Source organism: Methyloterricola oryzae (assembly GCF_000934725.1).
GTDB classification, from domain to species: domain Bacteria; phylum Pseudomonadota; class Gammaproteobacteria; order Methylococcales; family Methylococcaceae; genus Methyloterricola; species Methyloterricola oryzae.
Window position 1 is genome coordinate 125,988 of the sequence record NZ_JYNS01000007.1, and the last position, 14,393, is coordinate 140,380.

The following is a 14,393-nucleotide window of genomic DNA, read 5'->3' on the forward strand; positions in this document are numbered from 1 at the left end:
GCCGGCGGCCTCAAGCCGGCACGGCGGGCGACTTTAACTGGCTCAGTGACTGCCAATGGGTGGGGTCAGGACGGACGCACAACGCGTCGAGAAAGCGCGCCGCGGCCTCAAGATTCGCCCGAGCCGCTTCGCTCAGGGGCTCGCCCAGTTCGAAACGGTAGCCGCGTATCCCCAAGAGGAAGCAGGGCGGCGGCTCGCCCCGCAAATCCTCAAAGACCTGAAGCACGGCCGCAGGGCTCATGGCGTGGGTGGTATAGCTGCGATCCCTGGCGGGCTGCAGCCTGATGAAACGAAAGGGGGCCGAACACGACGCGTCGGCGTCGATGAACAGGACCAACCGCCGCTGTTCCAGATCCAATGCGTGCTCGACCTGAAGCTGAAAATCGCCCAGCAGTTCAATCCCGGGATGGGCGCAGTCCGCCAAATGGTCCAGGGCCGAAGGGCCGAGGGCATCATCACCCCGACTGGGGTTGCCGTAGGCGAATACCAGAACGTCGTGCACGGGCATCGGAAGAAGTCAGAAAAATGCCCGGGCCACGCGGCGGCGCAGCAACCGGGCAGGCCTCAGAAGCGTTTAGTGGCTGAAGTTGCCTTCGCTATCCCGGGACAGGCTGTCGATCAGCGCGCCCTGGGCGTCCACCAATTCCAGTTGCAGGGGCATCTTGCCCAGGGCGTGGGTGGCGCAGGACAGGCAAGGATCGTAAGCGCGTATCGCCACCTCCAGGTGGTTCAGCAGGCCCTCAGTCAGTTCCTTGCCGTCCAGGTAGCGCGCAGCCACCGCCCGCACGGCCTCGTTCATCGCCTGATTGTTGTTGGTGGTGGACACGATCAGATTGGCGCGGGTGATTAGATCGTCCTCGTTGATGCAATAGTGATGGAACAAGGTGCCGCGCGGCGCCTCGATCACGCCGACGCCTTCCATGCGCTTCTCGCCCTTAGCCACCAGATCGCCGCTGAGGATATCCGGGTCTTGCAGCAACTCGCGGATGGCCTCGGCGCTGTACAGCATCTCGATCATGCGCGCCCAGTGATAGGCCAGGGAAGCGCGCACCGGCTCGCCATTGCCATAGGCCATGAATTCCTGACGCGCCGCTTCCGCCAGCGGCGTGTCGATGGAATCGCAATTGTTGATGCGCGCCAGGGGTCCAACCCGGTACCAGCCGTTCTCGCGGCCCAGTTCCACGATATGCGGGAACTTCATGTAGGACCAGGATTTCACTTCCTCGCGCAGATACTGGGTGTAGTTGCGGTAGTCCACATGGTCGAAGATGGTCTTGCCCGCCGCGTCCCGCGCCCGCAGGCCGCCGTGATAGAGTTCCAGTTCACCCTTGGGCCCGGTGAGGCTGAGGAAATTGGAGCTGAAGGCGCCGAAATGCTGGTGGTATTCCACATTGGACAGGAAGATGTCCTTGATCAGGGCCACCACCTCGTTGGACCAGGCCACCGTGTCATCGATGTCCTGCAGCAGGTAATCGCGATCGGCCGGCGTCAGCGCCTTGTTCATGCCGCCGGGAATGGCTGCGCTGCCGTGCACCCGCTTGCCGCTGATGACCCGGATCACCTCCTGGCCGTATTTGCGCAGCTTGACGCCCTTCAGCCCCGTGTCCGGAAACTCCTTGAGCACGCTGACGACGTTGCGGTGAGCCGCGGCGTCCTCGAAGCCGAACAGCAGGTCCGGCGTGGACAGGTGGAAGAAATGCAAGGCGTGGGACTGCAGGGTCTGGCCGAAATGCATCATGCGCCGCAGCTTCTCCGCCGGCGGAGTCAGCTGGTCGACGCCGACCAGCTGATCCACGGCCTTGGCGGCGGCCAGGTGATGGCTGACCGGGCAGATGCCGCACAATCGCTGCACCAGCACCGGCAGTTCCCAATAGGGACGGCCCTGGATGAAACGCTCGAAGCCACGAAATTCAACGATGTGCAGCCGCGCCTGGCGGACATGGTTGTCCTCGTCCAGCAACAAGGTGACCTTGCCGTGACCTTCGACGCGGGTAACCGGTTCGATGACGACACGCTTCAGATTTTCAGGATTGGCGGCGGTTTCCAGATGTTCGTACATGAATGCGGCTCCTTGGGGAATGCGGGGTCCCGTGTGACGGTATTACCTTCATCATACACCAGGGCGTCCGGCATACAACCCAGGAAAACCATACATTTCCAGGCTGCCGGATTGCTCCGGTGAGCCGAGACCCTGTAAACTTCGGGGCGCTCAAGTGCCGCCTTATTCTAGCCACGGCCACGGCAATCGACCGCGCCGGGCTCAAAGCCCTCTGGGATGGTAATTCCGCGTGCGCCATAGATGACCGTGCCCCCGCTTTGAAGCGCCCGGCCCGAGCAGCGGATTCCACGCCCCTTCAACGCCGAAAGGAAACCAGGACATGAGAGCCTATCCCGATCAAGCGACCCCAGGCTCAGCGGAGAGCGAGGCGCAGCATGAAGCCAGCCCCCGGGATGTCCTGAAGCGCTTTCGCCTGATTTTTCGCGCCGTGCAGCAGCACTCGCACTGGGTGGAGACACGAACCGGCGTCAGCAGCGCCCAACTCTGGGCTCTGTGGGAACTGTCGAGAAAGCCCGGGCTCAGGGTCACCGAGCTGGCCAAGGCCATGGCCGTCCATCAGTCCACCGCGAGCAACCTGTTGGAAAAGCTCGTCAAGAAGGGCCTGGTCACGCGCAACCGGATCAGCCCCGATCACCGTGTGGTCAGCCTCTACCTGACCGAACTGGGCCAGCAGACTTTGGAACGGCTACCCCGCCCAGCACAGGGCATCCTGCAGAATGCCTTATCCTCACTGAGGCCTGAAATCCTGGATTCCCTCTCGCGGGATCTGGACCTGCTGATTGCGAACATGAACATCAAGGACGAGAGCGGCGCGCTGCAACCCATTGACGCCAAGGTAAATGCCGCCGGAGAAGGCGAGATCTGAACGTAGCACCCCAAACCAACCTGGAAACCCCCATGAAAGAGCAGCCCAGCCTGGAAGCGGTGAAATCCTATTTGCAGGACCTACAGGAGCGCATTTGTCAGGCTCTGGAAGCCGAGGAAGCGTCCGCCCGCTTCACCGAAGACCGCTGGGAGTATGCCAACGGCCTGGGGGGCGGGCGCAGCCGGGTCCTGGCGGGGGGTGAAACCTTCGAGCAGGGCGGGGTCAACTTTTCCCATGTCATCGGCCAAAGCCTGCCGCCCTCGGCTACGGCGCATCGCCCCGAACTGGCAGGGCGCGGGTTCCAGGCCCTGGGCGTTTCCCTGGTGATTCACCCGCTCAACCCGTACGTACCCACATCGCACGCCAACGTCCGCTTCTTCATCGCGGAGAAAGAGGGTGAAGCGCCCATCTGGTGGTTCGGCGGCGGTTTCGATCTGACGCCCTACTATGCCTTCCCGGACGATGTGATCCATTGGCATGAAACAGCGCGCGCCGCCTGCCTGCCCTTTGGGCCCGAAGTCTACCCCCGGTTCAAGAAATGGTGTGACGAGTATTTTTTCCTCAAGCACCGCCAAGAAACCCGGGGCGTCGGCGGACTGTTCTTCGACGATGTCAACGAATGGGGATTCGAAAGCAGTTTTGCCTTTCTGCGCAGCGTGGGCGACCACTATGTGGAGGCCTATCTTCCTATCGTCCGCCGGCGCAAGGCAACGCCCTACGGGCAGAGGGAGCGTGACTTTCAGCTCTACCGGCGCGGGCGCTACGTGGAGTTCAACCTGGTTTACGACAGGGGCACCCTGTTCGGGCTGCAGTCCGGGGGCAGAACGGAATCGATCCTGATGTCGCTACCGCCCGTGGCGCACTGGCGCTACAACTGGAAGCCGGAAGAGGGAAGCGCGGAAGACGACCTGTACCAGAACTATCTGAAACCCAGGGACTGGCTGTAAAGCCCCCGGTCGCGATCACTCCCTGACGAACCCTGCCCTTTTAGATTTAGATCAGACGGCGGCAGGGTGATGATGGCTCAAGCGACTGTGGTCAGGACGCGCCCTTGCCGCCTGCCGCATTATTGCCCAAAGGCTCCTTGAGCGCCGTCTTGTTGCGCTGGGCGATCTCGGCGATCAACTGATCCAGCGAGCCGGTCTGCGCCACCTCGTTGGTGAAGCTGGTGCGGTAGTTCTGTATCAGGCTGATGCCCTCGATCACCACATCGTAGACCTTCCAGTCGCCTTTCACATTAGCCATGCGGTAATCTACGGCTACCGGCTGCGCACCCGCCTGCAGAATCTCGGTGCGCACCACGACACGCTTGTCCGATGCGTCAAGCGTCATCGGGCGGTGACGGATAGTCCAGTTTGCGTACTCGGTAAATGCGGTGGTGTAGGTACGGACCAGCAGCATGCGGAACTCTTTCTTGAAGCGCACCTGCTGCTCAGGGGTGGCGGTCTTCCAGTATTTGCCCAGGATCAGCATCGAAACGCGATCGAAATCAACGTGGGGATCGATGATGGTTTCCACCAAGTGCGTGGCCTTGACGAAGTCCTTTTTGTACTCGGGCTTCTGCAGGTTCTTCTGCAGTTCGTCCGCCGTATGCTGAATCACGATCTGCGGAGGCAGCAAGGCTTCGTCGGCTCCAGCCAGCCCGGATGCCAGAGCGAGCAGCACTCCCCAAACGCCCAACCAAGCCGTCAATCCGAACGAAAACTTGGCAAATTTCATTGAACCCCTCCTGCGATCATTAATGCGCTTATGATAACCCGATGCATTGTAATAAACTACCGCGCCACTTGGTTCGCCGACGCCGTTGCCTGGGTTGAAACATGACGGAACAGACTGCAAAGCATAACACTTTCCCAACGACTATTCGTCCGAGGCGGATGCGCCGGGACGAATTCAGCCGCCGCCTGATGCGAGAATCGCGCCTGTCGGCGGACGATCTGATCTACCCCCTGTTTCTCCTCGAGGGCGAGGACCGGCGCGAACCGGTTGCCTCCATGCCCGGCGTGTCGCGGATGAGCCTGGACCACCTGCTGCGCGAAGCCACCGAGGCCTGGCGCCTGGGCATTCCCGCCATCGCCCTGTTCCCGGTGGTTTCCCAGGCCCTGAAAAGCGAGGCCGCCGAGGAAGCTTACAACCCGGACGGACTGGTGCCGCGCGCGGTTCAGGCTATCAAGGCCGAGTTGCCGGGCCTGGGCGTCATGACCGACGTGGCGCTGGACCCATACACCTCCCATGGCCAGGACGGGCTGATCGACGAGACCGGCTATGTGGTGAACGACGCCACGGTGGAGGTGTTGGTGCGCCAGGCCCTCTGTCACGCCCGTGCCGGCGCCGACATCGTCGCCCCCTCGGACATGATGGACGGCCGGGTCGGGCGCATCCGCAGTGCCCTGGAGCAGGCAGGTTTCATCCACACGCGCATCCTGGCCTACTCGGCCAAGTATGCCTCCAGTTATTACGGCCCCTTCCGCGACGCCGTCGGTTCGGCGGGCAACCTGGGTAGCGGCAACAAGTATAGCTATCAGATGGACCCCGCCAACTCGGACGAAGCCTTGCGCGAGTTGGAGCTGGACATCCAGGAGGGCGCCGACATGGTGATGGTGAAGCCCGGCATGCCCTATCTGGATATCGTGCGCCGGGTCAAGGACCACTTCGGCATGCCGACGTTCGTCTATCAGGTCAGCGGTGAATACGCCATGCTCAAGGCCGCCGCCCAAAACGGCTGGCTCGACGAGCGGGCCACGGTCATGGAGTCCCTCCTGGGCTTCAAGCGTGCCGGCGCGGACGGCATTCTCACCTATTTCGCGCTGCAGGCCGCGCGCTGGCTGAAAGAGGCCCCATGACCCAGCAAGCTGCACAAAAGGACCGTTACGCCGTCTTCGGATTTCCCGTCGCCCATAGCAAATCGCCGCGCATCCATACCCTGTTTGCGGCGCAGACCGGGCAAGCCCTTGAATACGCGGCACTGGAGGTGGCAGCGGAACAGTTTCCGGCACGCGCCCGCGAGTTTTTCGCCGGTGGCGGCAAAGGGCTGAACTGCACAGTGCCCCTGAAGGAACTGGCCTGGCGCTTCGCCGATCTACGCAGCGAACGCGCGGAGCGGGCCAAGGCGGTGAATACCCTGGCCCTGCGCCCTGACGGGACGGTATTTGGCGACAACACCGACGGTGCCGGCCTTCTGCGTGACCTGACCATCAACCTGGGCCTTGAGATCGCCGGCAAGTCCGTCCTGATCCTGGGCGCGGGCGGCGCCACCCGTGGCATTCTGCAGCCCTTGCTGCGATCCGGCCCAGACCACCTGATCATCGCCAATCGCACGCCTGAAAAAGCCAAGGCTCTGGCCGCCGAATTCGGCGACTTGGGTGAAATCGAATCCTGCGGATTCGATGCCCTGGCAGGCCAGGCGTTCGATCTGATCCTCAACGCCACCGCCGCCAGCCTGACGGGAGAGTTGCCGCCCCTGCCCTCGGGCATCCTCAAGAACAACGGCTGCTGCTACGACTTGGCCTATGCCCAGGGGCCCACGCCCTTCGTGCGCTGGGGCCATGACGCCGGCGCGGCGATCTGCATGGACGGCGTCGGCATGCTGGTGGAACAGGCGGCGGAGGCTTTCCGCATCTGGCGCGGCATCTACCCGGAAACCGCTCCAGTGATCGCGCTGATCAACCGGGAGCGCGGCCTTTCCGGCTGAGAACGCGCCCGCGGCGTTTGGCGGCGTAGAGTGCGTCGTCCGCCCGCTCGATCAGTTCGTTGGGTGTCAGTGCGCTGCCCCACAAGAGAGTTGCCACGCCACCACTGACCAACACCGCGAGCTGCCTGTCCTCCCAGGCCACTGACTGTTCGCGCACCGCCAACCGCCCCGGTTCCAGACACCGGTCGGCGCATCATGGGTGGCCTGAACCCGCAGTTCATCGCGCGCCTCCATGAGCGCCTGATTCAACTGCATCAGTTCCTGGTAGAGGCGGCTCTTTTCCACCACGGCGGACACCAGACCCGACGGACGCAGAAAGACGCCTGATACAAGGCGGCATAACAGTATGGCTGCTGGCTGTTGAAGAACAGGAAGCCCACTGGCTTTCGCAGGGCGATCAGCGAGCAGGTCAGGCTGGAGCGCACACGCCCTCGGCGACAATCAGACTGGTCGCCATCGATGCTGCCAACTCCGCGATGGCCACCCCGAGCGCATTGACTTCATCTGCTGGCCCCTTCGGTAACTGGACATGGGCTTCCCCGTTGGGAAGCTGGCTCAATATCTGCCGAAAGTAATCGATGCGTGAGTCAGGCATGCCATCCTCCGCAGCCAAGGGTCGACCTAGGGGCAATCTCATCGCAGAAGTCCGAAGCTCCCGTGCGTAGCCCTCAATCCGCGGCGAGGTAGCGCTCTTTCAGGCTTACATAGTGCTTGGAGGAATAGTATAGAAACTCCAGTTCCATTTCCTTCAGCGGGCGTGCCTGGCGCACCGGCGAGCCCACATAGAGAAAACCGCTTTCCAGGCGCTTGCCCGGTGGCACCAGGCTGCCCGCCCCAAGCATGATCCGTCCTTCCAATTCGGCGCCGTCCATGACGATGGCGCCGATGCCGATCAGGCAATGATCGCCTATGCGGCAGCCGTGCAGCACGGCGCGGTGCCCCACGGTGACTCCCGCCCCGACCACCAGAGGATGGCCACCCCTGGCGTAGCCGCTGTCGTGGGTGACATGCAGCACGCAGCCGTCCTGAATGTTGCTGGCGGCCCCAATGTGAATCGAGTTTACATCGCCGCGGATCACCGTCATGGGCCAGACGGAGGCGTCATCCTCCAGGGTCACGTCGCCGATCACCGTCGCCGCCGGATCAATATAGACGCGGCTGCCCACCCGGGGGGTTTTATGCTCGAAGCTGTGTATCATGGAAAAAGGCGTCCTCCACCTGCTCAGTCATGCCTTGCTGATCAGACGCATAAACCCGCCTGACAATTCCGGAGCAGGCCAAGGTCACGACGAACATCCGACCTTTCTCGGCGCGGCCTGCGGCGGTGCTGGGGTCTATACTTCATGCCGTCAGTCTCACGGCATTCACTCGTCCCAAACACGGCGGTTGCCGGGAGGCATCATCCCCAAAAGGAGACCCGCCATGCCCATCGCAGGAGCCTTGTTGCTCGGCCTGCTCGTGATCCTCGCCTTGTATGTCATCGTCATCTACAACCGCCTGGTCGGACTCAAGCATGATATCGCAAAAGCCTGGTCGAACATCGATGTGCTGCTCAAGCAGCGTCACGATGAACTACCCAAGCTGGTGGAAACCTGCAAGCAGTACATGAAGCACGAACGCGAAACCCTGGAGAAAGTCATGCAGGCGCGGGCGCGCGTCTCGTCGGCCCGGGAATCGTCCGACGTGGCGGCTCTGGGAGCCGCCGAGACCGGCCTCAGGCAGGGCTTGATGAATCTATTCGCCGTGGCGGAGGCGTACCCGGAATTGAAGGCGGACGAATCCTTCCGCAACCTGGAGGCGCGCATCACCGGTCTCGAAAATGCCATCGCCGACCGGCGCGAGTTCTACAACGACGTAGTGAACAGCAACAACGTGAGACTGGAACAATTCCCCGACATCATCATTGCCCGCCTGTTTGCCTTCAAGCCGGCGGAACTGCTGGTCTTTTCGGCCGAGGAAATCGGGGACGTGGACGTCAAAGCGCTGTTTGGCTGAACCACGATGACGGACGCGCACCCTCTGGCCGCCCTGGTGGCCAGCGCCGTGCAGCGGGCAACGCCCGCGCAATTCTGGCTCGGCTTCTCCGCTGGCATGGTTTTGGCGATCTGGCTGCTGTATTTCGGGTTCTCGCGTCTCAAGCGCTCGCGCCTGATCACCGACATGCCCACATCGAAAGTGCGCTCCGCGGCCCAAGGCTACGTGGAACTGGAGGGACATGCTCGCCTGATGCCGGGCGAACCGATTCATGCCGCGCTCAGCGGTTTGCCGTGCGTCTGGTTCCGGTATCAGGTGGAACACCGGGAGCGCGATGCCCGCGGCCGTTCGGACGAATGGCGCGTCGTTGAATCGGGCATCAGCGATGCCATCTTTCACCTGCAAGATGATACGGGCCTGTGCATCGTCGACCCCGACGGGGCAGATATCACGCCATCCACCTGTGTCCGCTGGCGCGGGCACGCGCCGCGCCCCGGAGCGCCGCCCCGGGACACCGGATTCCTGGCGCGACTGCTGGACTCGGGGCCATACCGCTACACCGAGTATCGTATCAACGAATTTGACAGCCTGTACATCATCGGGGATTTTGCCGGGCTTGGCGACAGCGGCTCCGTCAGCCTGCGCGAGGCCACGGGCGACCTGCTATCCGCCTGGAAAAAGGACCGGCCCGAGTTGCTACGCCGCTTCGACGCCAACGGCGACGGCCAGATCGACATGGAGGAATGGGAGTCCGCGCGAACGGCGGCGGAATCTGCGGCGGCCACATCGCTGGGCGCGCGCCGCCAGCACACGGAACACAACCTGGTGCGCAGGCCACGCTATGGACGGCCTTACATCATTTCCTGCACGCCCCAGAATGTGCTGGTGCGCCGCTACCGCCGCACGGCGTTTCTATCGGCCTTGGGATTTCTCGCCATGCTGACGCTTCTGGCCTGGACGGCAAACCTGCGGGCCAATCCACCCCTCAAAGCACCACCGGTGCCCGGCCGGGTTCTTCACTAAGGGTAAACTGCTGGAACGAGGGGTTGGACTCCAGCAGCTTCTCGATTCTGAAGTGGCTCAAGCCCCCGGCATCATCGATGGTAATGGTCTGCCCCACATCGAATTTCGCCGTTGAAACCAGGATGCAGGGCTCACCCCGCACGCGCACGTCCTCCGTCAGGAACAAAGCCATCTCCGGCGTCCCCCGTCCCACGGCGTAGATGCTCACCGCCCGTGTCCTGGGCGCAATCAATTCCACGCCGATGGTGACGTCGCCTTCCGGGGTCTGCTCCAACCAACGCACCACGCCGATGTAGAGCCTGCCCTGTTCGGTCGGAAACCCGATCAGTTCCCCGACCTTGAGGCAGGAAACCTGCCTGTGGGCCCAAAGCAGACAGCAGCCGCGGGCGCTGGAGTTGATCATTGCGGCCTTTAGATTGGATGCATCGCCAACACCGGCTGCCCCCGAGAAGCGATTTTCTCCCCAGATGTCCTCCCGTGACATACCCGTGGCCTGCTCCCGGATCAGGGTGCCGAGCGCTCGCTCGCTGCGCACGAATCTTTCACCGCCTTGCGGCCGGTCATCGGGCAGGATTTCCACCTGAAAATCCGGCACATTGAGCCACTTGACACCCTTGTACTGCAGGGAGGTGCGCGCCTCGGGCAGGTCCTTGGACTGCCGGCCACGCCAAAGCGCCTCGATCACGGATTTCAGCCCGACGATGATCACCCGCTCACCCGCATCGGGACGCCGCAATGACTTGCGCCGCTCCGGCACGCCCAAGGCACGGACCAGGCGTTTTACCAGCCCCCCGGACAAGCCGCCCCCGAATTCGCTCATGCCCACGGGCCCCGAGAAATGGGCAATCATGGACTCCACCAGAGCCCGGGTAAAGAGAAAGCGCAGGCCACCGCCGCACTCAAGATCAGGCGTTGACACCCGATGCGGTTCCCGATCCGAGTCCAAATCCACGACGAACAAAGCCTTCAGATCGCCCTGTTGCCAATCCGAGGCCAACTGCGCACGCGCGGAAAAACGCTGCAGCAGCAAGAAGATCTGCCGGATGTCTCGGGGCCGATGCCGGTTGGTTGGCGTCAGCGGAAACAGCATCAATGCGAGGAAACTGCCTTCCACGGTAATGGCTGTCGCCTCGCTGGCTGCCGCTTTCAGCAGATGGTTGTCCTCGGCAAGACGGAACAGCTCATATATGTGGCGCCAGAAGTCGAAAGGCGGGGGATGATAACTGAGCTTCAGGCGCAGCAGCGCCTGGCCATAGTTCTGCAGCGCCCTCAGCAGGACGGCGGTCCGGCCTTGGCCGGCCAGGGCCCACTCACTCATGTAGTCGGGGTCCATCGCGATGCGCCGATAACCGTCGCCCAAGGCGCGGGCAATCAGGAAGCAGCGGCTCGCGACCCGTTGCGCGGACTGCGGCAGGGGAAAGGCCTCGTCGGCCAACTGGGTGCGGGAATACTGCTGTACCTGGATCTCTGCAACCGACAGGATCCGCTCCATAATAGCCAGCCGCTCGCCGCAGGGAATATGGCTCTGCTTCTGCAGGACCGTGAGCATGACCAGCAGGGAATCGATGCAAGCATCCCGATTGGCGAGGGGCAACGCAGCCAGCCAGGCGGCCACGGCGGACTCGTCAAAATTGGCAGGCAAGGGAGCGCTCGGCACCGAACCAGGGGGTGGGCTGGTTTTCAGATCCATAGGCGTAAGTTGACGTCGCACGAGTATCGACAAGCAGCCTTTGATCCGGGTGCTCAAGCCCCCCGGCGCGGCTTCTTCCTCAGGTGCCAAGTCTAGCCTATGATCGCTTCCGCACGGGAAGCGTTAGAGCGGCCGCTCAAACCGGCCCCGGCCCCGCGCCCGCGGACCTGAGTCACCGCTCAAGTGCGGGAGGCTTTCTCCTCGATCCCGGAAAGACCGAAGCGGCGCTGGAGTTCGCCAAGCACGTCGTTGGGCCCCAGACCCTGGTTTGCCAGCAGAACCAGGCAGTGGAACCAGAGATCGGCCATTTCATAGACGATCTGCGCGGGTTCGCCGCCCTTGGCGGCGATAATGGTCTCGGCGGCTTCTTCGCCGATTTTCTTCAGAATGGTATCCAGTCCCTTGGCATACAGGCTCGCCACGTAGGAGTCCTTGGGATTCTGCGATTTACGCTGCTCCAACACCTCTGCCAGACGCGCCAGAATATCAGCCTCGGTCATCGGTAAATCGCCTCCGGATCTTTCAACACAGGGTCTACCGTCACCCAGGCGCCGTCCCTCAGCACCCGGAAAAAGCAGTGATGCCGTCCCGTGTGGCAGGCAATGCCGCCCGCCTGCTCCACCTTGAGCAGCACCACGTCCTCGTCACAGTCCAGGCGGATCTCCATGACCTTCTGGCGATGACCGGATTCCTCACCCTTGCGCCAGAGCTTCTGCCGTGAACGCGACCAGTACACGGCATAGCCCTCGGTGACAGTGAGGGCGAGCGCCTCGCGATTCATCCAGGCGAACATCAGCACCTGCCCTGAACTTGCCTCCTGCGCGATCACGGGCACCAGACCATCGCCGGTCCAGCGCAGCTCGTCCAGCCAGGCGGTGCTCACAATCGCACCTCGATCCCCTGCCCCGCCATGTGCTCCTTGGCCTGACGGATGGAATACTCGGCGAAATGAAAGATGCTCGCAGCGAGCACCGCATCGGCCTTGCCTGTGGTCACGCCATCGGCCAGATCCTGCAGGTTGCCGACCCCCCCGGAGGCGATCACCGGCACACTGACGGCCTCGCTGATGGCGCGGGTCAATGCCAGATCGAAGCCGGATTTGGTTCCGTCGCGGTCCATGCTGGTGAGCAGGATCTCGCCGGCTCCGTACTCCACCATCCGCCGCGCCCAGTCGATCGCGTCCAGGCCTGTCGGCTTACGCCCGCCGTGGGTAAAGATCTCCCAGCGTGGCGGAACGGTACTCACCTGCTTGGCGTCAATGGCGACCACGATGCACTGCGAACCGAAACGGGCCGCCGCCTCGCGCACGAATTCCGGATTGAACACCGCGGCAGTATTGATGCTGACCTTGTCCGCTCCGGCATTGAGCATGCGCCGGATATCCTCTAGCGTGCGGATCCCGCCTCCCACCGTGAGGGGAATGAACACCTCGCCGGCCACCTGCTCGACCACATGAACCATGGTCTGCCTGTTGTCGGAACTGGCAGTGATATCCAGGAACGTCAGTTCGTCCGCGCCTTCGCGGTCATAGCGGCGAGCAATCTCCACCGGATCGCCGGCGTCGCGTATCTCCACGAAGCGGACGCCCTTGACGACCCGCCCGTTGTCCACGTCCAGGCAGGGGATGATCCGTTTGGCCAGCACTAGAAGGTATCCGCCAGTTTCTGGCCTTCGGCGAAGCTCAAGGTACCCTCATACAGTGCCCGCCCGGTGATGGCTCCCATCACCCCGTCGGCCACGATCCCGCCCAGTTGGCGGATATCCTCCAGGTTGGTGATGCCGCCCGATGCGATTACGGGAATTCGAATGGACCGCGCAAGACGCGCAGTGGCCTCGATGTTGATGCCCTCCATCATGCCGTCGCGGCTGATGTCGGTGTAGATGATGGCCTCGACGCCATCATCCTCGAACTTCTGCGCAAGGTCGATCACATCGTGGTGGGACAGTTTGGACCAGCCGTCGATGGCTACCTTGCCGTCGCGGGCGTCCAGGCCAATGATGATGTGATTGGGAAACTCGGCGGCTACGTCGCTCACGAAGTGCGGCGCACTCACCGCCTTGGTGCCGATAATGACGAAATCCACACCGGCGTCCAGATAGCCCTGGATCGTGTCTTCGTCGCGGATTCCGCCGCCCACCTGGATCTGCACGTCGGGACAGCCTTCGCGAATGGCGTGGATGACCTCGCGGTTGCGGGGAACTCCGGCGAACGCGCCATCCAGATCCACCAGATGCAGCCGCTTGGCGCCCTCGGATACCCAACGTCTCGCCATCGCCACAGGATCCTCGGAAAACACCGTATCGTCTTCCATGCGGCCCTGCCGCAAACGGACACACTTGCCATCTTTCAGGTCGATAGCAGGTATCAAGAGCATGTTCAGGTCCTCGTACTCAAGTGGATTTGACGAATGCGGGAAGTCATTGGCCCGGCTTCCAGCGCAGAAAATTGGCCAGCAGGCGCAAGCCTGCCACCTGACTCTTCTCCGGGTGAAACTGCACGGCAAACAGATTGTCGCGCTGCAGCGCTGCGGCAAAGGGTGTCGGATAATCGCTGGTCGCCGCGATCTGGCTCGAATCGGCGGGACAGGCGTAGTAACTGTGGACGAAATAAAACCAGCTGCCGGGGTCGATGCCATCCCAGAGCGGATGTGCAGCAGACGGATTCAACCGGTTCCATCCCATGTGCGGAATCTTCAGGGGATTGCCGCCGCTGTCCTGCAAGCCATCCGGGAATCGCACGACACGACCCGCCAGCAAACCCAGACACGCCGTGCCGTCGTTTTCCTCGCTTTCCTCCAACAGGGCCTGCATGCCCAGGCATATACCCAGGACAGGCTTGCTCGCGGCCAGTTCGGCCAACACAGGGATCAGCTGCCTCTGCTGCAGCGCCTGCATGCAGTCACGAATCGCCCCGACGCCCGGGAATACCACGCGATCGGCGCTGAGCAAATCCTTGGGTTCGCCCGTGACAATAACGCGCACTGCGGGATCGGCATGCTGAAGCGCCTTGGCGATGGAATGGAGGTTACCCATTCCATAATCGATAACGGCCACCGAGGACATACGAAAAAAACCGAAGGGGAGGATGGCG

19 protein-coding genes are annotated in these 14,393 nt (G+C 62.6%); 7 read left to right on the top strand and 12 right to left on the bottom strand.

Annotated features, from left to right (window positions below; translation table 11 throughout):
* Positions 1-10: 10 nt before the first annotated feature.
* Both EK23_RS11295 and EK23_RS11300 read right to left on the bottom strand, forming a co-directional pair.
* On the bottom strand, positions 11-508 hold the full coding sequence (locus EK23_RS11295) for a hydrogenase maturation protease (protein ID WP_045225462.1): 498 nt from the start codon (positions 506-508) through the stop codon (positions 11-13).
* A 66-nt stretch (positions 509-574) separates the two neighbouring features.
* The gene (locus EK23_RS11300) at positions 575-2,059 is read right to left on the bottom strand and encodes a Ni/Fe hydrogenase subunit alpha (protein ID WP_045225463.1); all 1,485 of its coding nucleotides are present in this window, start codon (positions 2,057-2,059) and stop codon (positions 575-577) included.
* Between the two features lie 319 nt (positions 2,060-2,378).
* Between EK23_RS11300 and EK23_RS11310 the strand changes: the two genes are divergently transcribed.
* Both EK23_RS11310 and hemF read left to right on the top strand, forming a co-directional pair.
* A complete protein-coding gene (locus EK23_RS11310) occupies positions 2,379-2,924 on the top strand; it encodes a MarR family winged helix-turn-helix transcriptional regulator (RefSeq protein ID WP_045225465.1) in 546 nt (181 codons plus the stop codon).
* A gap of 32 nt (positions 2,925-2,956) precedes the next feature.
* A complete protein-coding gene (gene hemF, locus EK23_RS11315) occupies positions 2,957-3,871 on the top strand; it encodes an oxygen-dependent coproporphyrinogen oxidase (protein ID WP_045225466.1) in 915 nt (304 codons plus the stop codon).
* A gap of 91 nt (positions 3,872-3,962) precedes the next feature.
* Here hemF and EK23_RS11320 read toward each other — a convergent pair whose 3' ends face one another.
* Positions 3,963-4,643, bottom strand: coding sequence for an MlaC/ttg2D family ABC transporter substrate-binding protein (locus EK23_RS11320; protein ID WP_045225467.1), 681 nt, complete (start codon positions 4,641-4,643; stop codon positions 3,963-3,965).
* Between the two features lie 101 nt (positions 4,644-4,744).
* Here EK23_RS11320 and hemB point away from each other — a divergent pair, with 101 nt between their 5' ends.
* Positions 4,745-5,767, top strand: a complete 1,023-nt coding sequence (gene hemB / locus EK23_RS11325; RefSeq protein WP_045225468.1) for a porphobilinogen synthase — start codon at positions 4,745-4,747, stop codon at positions 5,765-5,767.
* A complete protein-coding gene (gene aroE / locus EK23_RS11330; RefSeq protein ID WP_045225469.1) occupies positions 5,764-6,615 on the top strand; it encodes a shikimate dehydrogenase in 852 nt (283 codons plus the stop codon). The genes hemB and aroE overlap by 4 nt, the downstream gene beginning before the upstream one ends.
* On the opposite strand, the gene EK23_RS11335 is transcribed toward aroE, so the two are convergent.
* A complete protein-coding gene (locus tag EK23_RS11335) occupies positions 6,587-6,772 on the bottom strand; it encodes a nucleotidyl cyclase domain-containing protein (RefSeq protein ID WP_200892144.1) in 186 nt (61 codons plus the stop codon). The genes aroE and EK23_RS11335 overlap by 29 nt on opposite strands.
* 38 nt (positions 6,773-6,810) lie before the next feature.
* Between EK23_RS11335 and EK23_RS24470 the strand changes: the two genes are divergently transcribed.
* A complete protein-coding gene (locus EK23_RS24470; RefSeq protein ID WP_268748179.1) occupies positions 6,811-6,942 on the top strand; it encodes a hypothetical protein in 132 nt (43 codons plus the stop codon).
* A gap of 82 nt (positions 6,943-7,024) precedes the next feature.
* Here the strand turns inward: EK23_RS24470 and EK23_RS11340 are convergent, their stop codons facing one another.
* Positions 7,025-7,210 (bottom strand): hypothetical protein, encoded by a 186-nt coding sequence (locus EK23_RS11340; RefSeq protein WP_145998643.1) that lies wholly within the window; start codon positions 7,208-7,210, stop codon positions 7,025-7,027.
* A gap of 73 nt (positions 7,211-7,283) precedes the next feature.
* A complete protein-coding gene (locus tag EK23_RS11345; RefSeq protein WP_045225472.1) occupies positions 7,284-7,814 on the bottom strand; it encodes a gamma carbonic anhydrase family protein in 531 nt (176 codons plus the stop codon).
* Positions 7,815-8,037: 223 nt separating this feature from the next.
* On the opposite strand from EK23_RS11345, the gene EK23_RS11350 reads away from it, so the two are divergent.
* The gene (locus EK23_RS11350) at positions 8,038-8,610 is read left to right on the top strand and encodes a LemA family protein (RefSeq protein WP_045225473.1); all 573 of its coding nucleotides are present in this window, start codon (positions 8,038-8,040) and stop codon (positions 8,608-8,610) included.
* A gap of 6 nt (positions 8,611-8,616) precedes the next feature.
* Entirely contained in the window at positions 8,617-9,612 is a 996-nt protein-coding gene (locus EK23_RS11355) for a hypothetical protein (RefSeq protein WP_052808126.1), read from the top strand.
* Here the strand turns inward: EK23_RS11355 and EK23_RS11360 are convergent.
* The 6 genes from EK23_RS11360 to hisH all read right to left on the bottom strand — a co-directional run bounded on the left by EK23_RS11360 (position 9,575) and on the right by hisH (position 14,365).
* Positions 9,575-11,254, bottom strand: a complete 1,680-nt coding sequence (locus EK23_RS11360; RefSeq protein WP_145998644.1) for a cyclic-di-GMP receptor FimW-related protein — start codon at positions 11,252-11,254, stop codon at positions 9,575-9,577. The genes EK23_RS11355 and EK23_RS11360 overlap by 38 nt on opposite strands.
* A gap of 227 nt (positions 11,255-11,481) precedes the next feature.
* Complete coding sequence (locus EK23_RS11365) at positions 11,482-11,802, bottom strand: phosphoribosyl-ATP diphosphatase (RefSeq protein ID WP_045225475.1); 321 nt, start codon at positions 11,800-11,802, stop codon at positions 11,482-11,484.
* Positions 11,799-12,185: a phosphoribosyl-AMP cyclohydrolase gene (gene hisI, locus EK23_RS11370; protein ID WP_045225476.1), complete on the bottom strand. Its 387-nt coding sequence runs from the start codon at positions 12,183-12,185 to the stop codon at positions 11,799-11,801. The genes EK23_RS11365 and hisI overlap by 4 nt, the downstream gene beginning before the upstream one ends.
* Entirely contained in the window at positions 12,182-12,946 is a 765-nt protein-coding gene (gene hisF / locus EK23_RS11375) for an imidazole glycerol phosphate synthase subunit HisF (protein WP_045225477.1), read from the bottom strand. Before hisF ends, hisI begins: the two co-directional genes overlap by 4 nt.
* Positions 12,946-13,677: a 1-(5-phosphoribosyl)-5-[(5-phosphoribosylamino)methylideneamino]imidazole-4-carboxamide isomerase gene (gene hisA / locus EK23_RS11380; RefSeq protein WP_045225478.1), complete on the bottom strand. Its 732-nt coding sequence runs from the start codon at positions 13,675-13,677 to the stop codon at positions 12,946-12,948. The genes hisF and hisA overlap by 1 nt, the downstream gene beginning before the upstream one ends.
* A 43-nt stretch (positions 13,678-13,720) precedes the next feature.
* Positions 13,721-14,365, bottom strand: coding sequence for an imidazole glycerol phosphate synthase subunit HisH (gene hisH / locus EK23_RS11385; protein WP_045225479.1), 645 nt, complete (start codon positions 14,363-14,365; stop codon positions 13,721-13,723).
* Between the last annotated feature and the right edge of the window lie 28 nt (positions 14,366-14,393).